Source organism: Ferruginibacter sp. (assembly GCF_014377975.1).
Classification (GTDB): domain Bacteria; phylum Bacteroidota; class Bacteroidia; order Chitinophagales; family Chitinophagaceae; genus Ferruginibacter.
This window is the reverse complement of the sequence record NZ_JACMOO010000122.1, coordinates 1-6294: the sequence shown is the minus strand read 5'-3', so window position 1 is coordinate 6294 and position 6294 is coordinate 1. Positions and strand designations below refer to the sequence as shown.

Genomic DNA, 6294 nt, shown 5'->3' with positions numbered 1-6294 from the left:
TGTTTATGAATGAAGAAAATGGCGGACGTGGTGGTGAAAAATACCTGGAACTGGCAGAAAAAAATAAGGAGACACATTTGTTTGCCCTGGAAAGTGATGAGGGCGGATTTACTCCCAGAGGCTTTGGACTGGAAATGAATGAGCCACAACTTAGCAAAGTTTTACATTGGAAAAAACTATTTTACCCCTATGGCGTATATGATTTATCTGCAGGCGGAAGTGGTTCGGATGTTGGCCCATTAAAAAAGATTGGCGCAGCTCTTGCTGGATTAAACCCTGATAGTCAGCGCTATTTTGATGTACATCATGCAAGTACGGATGTTTTTGAAAATGTAAGTAAAAGAGAACTGCATCTTGGGGCACTTAATATGGCTGCATTGGTTTATTTGATTGATAAATATGGATTATAATACCTGATAAAAATAAAATTATGGACAATAGCAGTTCGGTACAATTACAACCTAAAAAAGCAGGCGCTTTTGCGAAATTTATGCGATGGGTTATGTTTATAACTATAGTAATACTAGCATTTATTTTTTGGTGGAAATATTATTATGTTTTTGGCGAAGGCGTAAAGTCAGGAGAATTAAATTATGCGGTTAAAAAAGGAAATATTTTTAAAACCTACGAAGGAAAGCTTATACAATCGGGGTTTCGTGCCCAGGGGGTTGCCGGTGTTCAATCGTATGAGTTTGAATTTTCTGTTACCAATGACAGTATTGCCAACGTGTTAATGAACAACAGCGGCAGTTATTTTGACCTGCATTATAAAGAGTATAAAGGCACGGTTCCGTGGAGGGGGTTCAGCCCTTTTATTGTAGATAAAATTATTACAATGAGAGCAATGGCACGATAGTAAAAATTATACGGCAAGCAGTAAAAATATAACCGGCTTTTTGTGAAAGTCGGTTTTTTCTTTTTGCCAGTCTGCTATCGTTTTTGTTTTCACAAATTCATGTAGTCCGGTTAGTTCAGCAGCAATGCACAGTCTTGTTGCTGGCTTGCAGGTTTTTAGTAAAGTTTCTATTAGTTGGTTATTACGGTAAGGCGTTTCAATAAAAATAATTGTACTGAGTTTTTTTTGAGACAGAAGTTCAAGTTCCTTTATAGCTTTAATCCTTTCGCCATTATCAATAGGCAGGTAACCAACAAATTCAAACTGCTGCCCGTTCATCCCGCTTGCCATCAATGCCAGCAGTATCGAACTTGGCCCAACCAGTGGTTTTACCGTAACATTTAATTGCTGTGCCAGTTCAACTAAAATTTGCCCTGGGTCTGCAATACCCGGGCATCCCGCCTCACTGATGATGGCAATATTTTTTTGTTCCTTTATCTTTTGCCTGAAACTGTTTTTTTGTTCTTCTTCTGCTTTGTGAATGGTAAACCATTCATAATCATCAATTATAATTTCTTTGCAAATACTTTTTAAAAAGCGCCGGGAGGTACGTTCATTTTCTGCAAAAATTACCTGACAGTTTTTTATAGCATCTATAATGTAAAGTGGTATGGTATTTAGTGCCAATTCATCCAATACACAGGGAATTAAATATAATGTTGAACTCATAACAGGTTGGACTTTACTTTATAAAAACTAATAGTGGCGGCAATAACGGCATAGCTCGGTGCCAGTATCCAGCCAACAATAATAATGGTATGCATCAGGTAAAAAACAATTCCATTTCCAAGGGCAAGCCCTTTGTGCCTGCCAATAAAATCAATGCTTTGCGAGGTGGATAATTTGTTTCTTTCACAACTGTAATCAAGCATGGCAAAACCAAGATAGTAGCATTCAATTATCAGTGCTATCAAAGGAGTAAACCACCCAATTAATGGAATGAAGGATAATATCAGAATGGATAAAGTATACACCGTTTGCCACAGCGCATTTCGCATGGCCAGTTTTATACCCCTGACCATGTCTTTTAATAATTGCGGAAAGCTGAACGGCAAATCTCTTTCTTCCATGATGGCTTCTGTTTTTTCGCTCAGGTAAGCAAATAGCGGGGAACCAATAATTAAAAAAAGGTACTTAAATAACGAAAAATAAAACAACAGTAGTACCAGTTGCAAAATAACCTGTCCAAAAATAAACAGAAATTTCAGCCAGCTGCCTTCCATGGTGTACATCCATTTTTTTAACCCGGTGATAGAAAAAAGGGTATCGATGGCTTGCCCGCTGCTGATCCAGAAAAGATAAATACCTGTACAAAAAAGGATGGCATACAAAATACCTGGTATAAATATCCATTTCCATAAGCGGTGCTTTACAATAAAGCGATGGGCTTCCAGATAGGATTGTATGGCAATAATTATATCTTTTAACATGATTGATTTTTCATGGTATATTCAGCTTGCTTGTTTACAGAATGCCGGATTATTTAAATTTGTATTTAAAAGTACCGATAAGTTGAAGAAATTAACCATTGATTTTTATAAACGTAAAAATGTTACACTGATTGCCAGAGAATTGCTCGGCAAAATTATTACCACAAATTTTGAGGACGGTATGACAAGCGCACGAATCGTTGAAACGGAGGCGTATGCCGGGGTAAGAGACAAAGCTTCGCATGCATGGATGGGAAAACGCACTTCACGCAACGAACCAATGTATGCACAGGGCGGCAGAGCCTATGTATATATTTGTTATGGCATTCACCAGATGTTTAATATCGTTACCAACGTTAGCGAAATACCGCATGCAATTTTGATAAGGGCGGCGGAGCCGTTGAAAGGTATAGATATTATGCTGGATAGAACCCGCAAAAAAACAGGCGATAAAACCATTACCAGCGGGCCGGGCAATGTGGCTAAAGCTTTGGGCATATTTAAAATTCATTCTGGCGGCAGCCTGGTGGGGAATACTATTTACATTGCATCAGACGGGTATGTTTTGGAAGAAACACAAATAGGCAGCAGCAAAAGAATTGGAGTAGATTATGCAGGTACCGATGCATTATTACCCTATCGTTTTTACATAAAAGGAAATAAATATGTAAGCGGGAAACCAGTTGTATAGAAATATAAGGTTCTTAAAATCTGGGACAGGGGATACCCTTGTTATTGGAAACGGGCCTTTTAATATAGATCAGCGAAAACTCTGATCCGCCCCTGCTGGCAGTAGCGGCTTTTAGACTGCTGGTATTGATATCGTAACTGGCACCGATACGAAGCCCGTTAATTTCGATACCAATATAGGGTATAAGTGCATCTCCAAAACGATACCAGGAGCCCAGATAAACGCTGGTTGGGTTAACATCGTCGCTGTTTACATTGGCTGATAAAGCACCACCCACAACGGTTTCGGTAGCACTATTCTGCAACTGAAAAATAGCCGAAGTAAATATAGAAAGGTTATCACCTATCGGAAATGAACCACCTCCATGCACCGTCATACGGCTGGAAAGATTCCATGTTTTATCAATAAAACTTAAGCTGGGCTTATTAATATGGTAAAGAGAAGCACCCAAATAATAATTATTGACACCATTGCTTGACCCCGAATATAAAAGACCTGCATTTACATCAAAATAATTCTGATTGCTACCGTTATTTAAAGTTTCGGCAGTAGTACCCGTAAAACCGTTTTGTGTCAATTGATCTTCAAAAGTTAATTTGGTAAAATCCAGTATGGCGCTGGTATACGTGGCCTGAAATCCGGCGCCGATCGTATTATAGCCATCTTCGTCCAATGCTTTATGATAACTCATCGAAAGAGATCCATAATTTAATTTTAATGCAGCGTCAGCGCTTTGATCGCTTAAGCCGGAGAAACCAATTCCAAAAACATCGCCTGCAGGAATTTTGTCTTTTAAGATGCTAAAATCTACAGAAGCACTGGTAGTTACATAAGCCTTTGGTATAGAAGGCCACTGGTCTCTGTGATTGGCAGCTATTCGCCATTGCCCATCAAACTTACCTGTAAAAGCAGGATTTAACGTAAGCGGAGAAGAAAAAAATTGCGAAAAATGCGGATCCTGCGCCTCCACTAAAACAGCAATCAGTAATGTACAGGTTAATAAAACTAATTTTCTCATTTTAAAATTTACTTCAGATTATTAAAGATAAACTTTTGCAGTTAATAGCTGCAAAGGCTCCATAAAAGTTTTACCCTCTAAAAATGAAAACTCTTGAAACCACTTCAACAGATTGAATATTATTTGTTAAGTATGATTGTTAGTTAATTGATACAATGAGTCAGGTAAACAATCAGATTAAAATTGCATTTTTTGTCCAAAGGCCAGATCGCCTGCATCTCCTAATCCGGGTACAATATAACCTTTTGCTGTAATCTCATCATCAATATCCCCACACCAGATTGTTGCTTTAGGCTGTTCTCTTAAAATAAATTCAATCCCTACTGTACAGGCGATAGCACAAACAATATGAATTTCCTTACTAACGCCTTCTTCTTTCAGGTATTGTATAGCTTTTACCAAAGAAGCTCCTGTGGCAATCATCGGGTCACTTATAATCAGTACTTTATCCTCCAGTTCGGGGCAACTCATGTATTCAATATTTATATCAAAACTACCGTCGGCATGGTGCTTACGATAAGCACTGATAAAGGCATTTTCTCCTTTATCAAAATAATTCAGCAGCCCATTGTGCATTCCCAATCCTGCTCTTAAAATGGTTGCAAGCACCGGTTGAGATTGAAGTACTTTACAACTGGCAATACCCAGTGGCGTTGTAATTTCTTTTTCTTCCCAGGCCAGTGTTTTGCTTATTTCATACGCGGCCACTTCCCCTATACGTTCCAGGTTTTTACGAAAGCGCATCCGGTCGTTCTGTACTTCCACATCTCTTAATTCGCTCACCCAATTGCTCAGCAGCGAATGCTGTTTACCAAGGTTAATTACCATGAATATAATTTTGAAACTTTGAATTTGAAATTTGAAATTGCACTTTCAACTAAGGTTGTAAAAATAGGAATTAAAATTTCAAAAAATATGATTTACAGGGCAATTGGTAGCATGAGTGGCAGTTCGCTGGATGGATTAGATATCGTTTTTACAGAACTGACAGAAACGGGTGGCAAATGGAGTTACCAGATTCTGGCTGCAGATTGTTTGGAATACACGGATGACTGGAGAAAAAGGCTGGTAAACGCGGTTGAACTTTCTGCATTAAATTATCAACTGCTTCATGCAGAATATGGGCAATATACAGGCAAGGCAATCAACCGGTTCATTGATACCCATCATTTGCATCACAGGGTAAACTTAATCGCCTCTCACGGGCATACTACCTTTCATTTACCTCATCAAAAAATGACGGCACAACTGGGCGATGGAGCCACTATTGCGGCCGTTACCCAACTGCCGGTAGTAAGCGATTTGCGCAGTATGGACGTGGCTTTTGGCGGACAAGGTGCACCAATAGTACCCATTGGCGAAAAATTATTGCTGGGAGAATATCAATATTTTTTGAATATTGGCGGAATAGCTAATATCTCAATCAACATCAATGGAAATTATACAGCATTTGATGTTTGTGCAGCCAACAGAGTTTTAAATATGCTGGCAGCACAAAAAGGGTTGCCTTACGATGAAGGTGGAAAAATTGCTGCGGCAGGTAACCTGGATGAAGCTTTATTGCAACAATTAAATAGTCTGGATTATTACAGTTTACCTGCACCCAAGTCACTGAGCAATAGTTTTGGAATGATGACAGTTTACGGAATTATTGAAGAGGCCAGGCTTAGTGTTGAAGATGCTTTAAGAACTTATACCGAGCACATTGCCCTTCAAATAAAAGCATCCATCATCCACAATAAAAAAGAAAGTACTAACAAAAAAATGTTGGTTACCGGCGGAGGTGCATTCAATACATTTTTAGTAGAACGGTTAATAGATTTATTAAGTGAGCAGGCAATAACCATTGTTGTGCCCGATGATCAGTTGGTGCAATATAAGGAGGCATTGATTATGGCATTGATGGGCATTTTAAGATGGAGGGAGGAAGTGAACGTGCTGTCTTCAGTAACGGGCGCTGCGCAAAACAGTTTTGGTGGTGCATTGTGGCTGGGGAAAGCCTAAGGCAAACGGAGATGTTAGCTTGCAGATGTTAGTTAACAAAAACGTTTGTTGAAATAAGGTCTCCTGTAGTTTTCTACATCATATAGAAAAATGCAATTGCAGATACTGCTGTCAACCAAAACCTTTCATCTGTCAACCACACGGCTTTCGGCTTTAAATAATATTCATTTTATTTGTATAAAATTTTTACATGAAAAAGATAGCAGGCATTGCATTAGTACCCCTTCTTTTATTATTGGCCTGTAACAATAATGGT

Annotated in this window: 7 protein-coding genes and 1 pseudogene; 4 read left to right on the top strand and 4 right to left on the bottom strand. The window is 38.8% G+C overall.

The window, feature by feature from the left end; all coding sequences use genetic code 11:
* Nucleotides 1–410 (top strand): annotated as a pseudogene (locus H7254_RS07105) (peptidase M28 family protein); the annotation flags it as partial.
* Between the two features lie 20 nt (nt 411–430).
* On the top strand, nt 431–856 hold the full coding sequence (locus H7254_RS07100) for a hypothetical protein (protein WP_301932310.1): 426 nt from the start codon (nt 431–433) through the stop codon (nt 854–856).
* A gap of 6 nt (nt 857–862) precedes the next feature.
* Here H7254_RS07100 and H7254_RS07095 read toward each other — a convergent pair whose 3' ends face one another.
* Nucleotides 863–1564 (bottom strand): SAM-dependent methyltransferase, encoded by a 702-nt coding sequence (locus tag H7254_RS07095; protein ID WP_301932309.1) that lies wholly within the window; start codon nt 1562–1564, stop codon nt 863–865.
* A complete protein-coding gene (locus tag H7254_RS07090) occupies nt 1561–2325 on the bottom strand; it encodes an EI24 domain-containing protein (protein WP_301932308.1) in 765 nt (254 codons plus the stop codon). Before H7254_RS07090 ends, H7254_RS07095 begins: the two co-directional genes overlap by 4 nt.
* On the opposite strand from H7254_RS07090, the gene H7254_RS07085 reads away from it, so the two are divergent.
* Nucleotides 2300–3016, top strand: coding sequence for a DNA-3-methyladenine glycosylase (locus H7254_RS07085; RefSeq protein ID WP_301932307.1), 717 nt, complete (start codon nt 2300–2302; stop codon nt 3014–3016). The two genes, H7254_RS07090 and H7254_RS07085, sit on opposite strands and share 26 nt — an antisense overlap.
* A 13-nt stretch (nt 3017–3029) precedes the next feature.
* Here H7254_RS07085 and H7254_RS07080 read toward each other — a convergent pair whose 3' ends face one another.
* Nucleotides 3030–4034 (bottom strand): PorP/SprF family type IX secretion system membrane protein, encoded by a 1005-nt coding sequence (locus H7254_RS07080; protein WP_301932306.1) that lies wholly within the window; start codon nt 4032–4034, stop codon nt 3030–3032.
* 177 nt (nt 4035–4211) lie between these two features.
* Nucleotides 4212–4862 carry a uracil phosphoribosyltransferase gene (upp, locus tag H7254_RS07075; RefSeq protein WP_301932305.1) on the bottom strand — a complete coding sequence of 217 codons (651 nt, stop codon included), beginning with the start codon at nt 4860–4862 and terminating at the stop codon, nt 4212–4214.
* 87 nt (nt 4863–4949) lie between these two features.
* Here upp and H7254_RS07070 point away from each other — a divergent pair, with 87 nt between their 5' ends.
* Nucleotides 4950–6038 (top strand): anhydro-N-acetylmuramic acid kinase, encoded by a 1089-nt coding sequence (locus H7254_RS07070; protein ID WP_301932304.1) that lies wholly within the window; start codon nt 4950–4952, stop codon nt 6036–6038.
* Nucleotides 6039–6294: the final 256 nt, after the last annotated feature.

Bases quoted from the DNA above. Each gene is read 5' to 3' on its own strand.
- H7254_RS07090 (WP_301932308.1), bottom strand. From the start codon at position 2,325: ATGTTAAAAGATATAATTATTGCCATACAATCCTATCTGGAAGCCCAT.
- H7254_RS07085 (WP_301932307.1), top strand. From the start codon at position 2,300: ATGGCAATAATTATATCTTTTAACATGATTGATTTTTCATGGTATATT.
- upp (WP_301932305.1), bottom strand. From the start codon at position 4,862: ATGGTAATTAACCTTGGTAAACAGCATTCGCTGCTGAGCAATTGGGTG.
- H7254_RS07070 (WP_301932304.1), top strand. From the start codon at position 4,950: ATGATTTACAGGGCAATTGGTAGCATGAGTGGCAGTTCGCTGGATGGA.
- H7254_RS07100 (WP_301932310.1), top strand. From the start codon at position 431: ATGGACAATAGCAGTTCGGTACAATTACAACCTAAAAAAGCAGGCGCT.
- H7254_RS07080 (WP_301932306.1), bottom strand. From the start codon at position 4,034: ATGAGAAAATTAGTTTTATTAACCTGTACATTACTGATTGCTGTTTTA.
- H7254_RS07095 (WP_301932309.1), bottom strand. From the start codon at position 1,564: ATGAGTTCAACATTATATTTAATTCCCTGTGTATTGGATGAATTGGCA.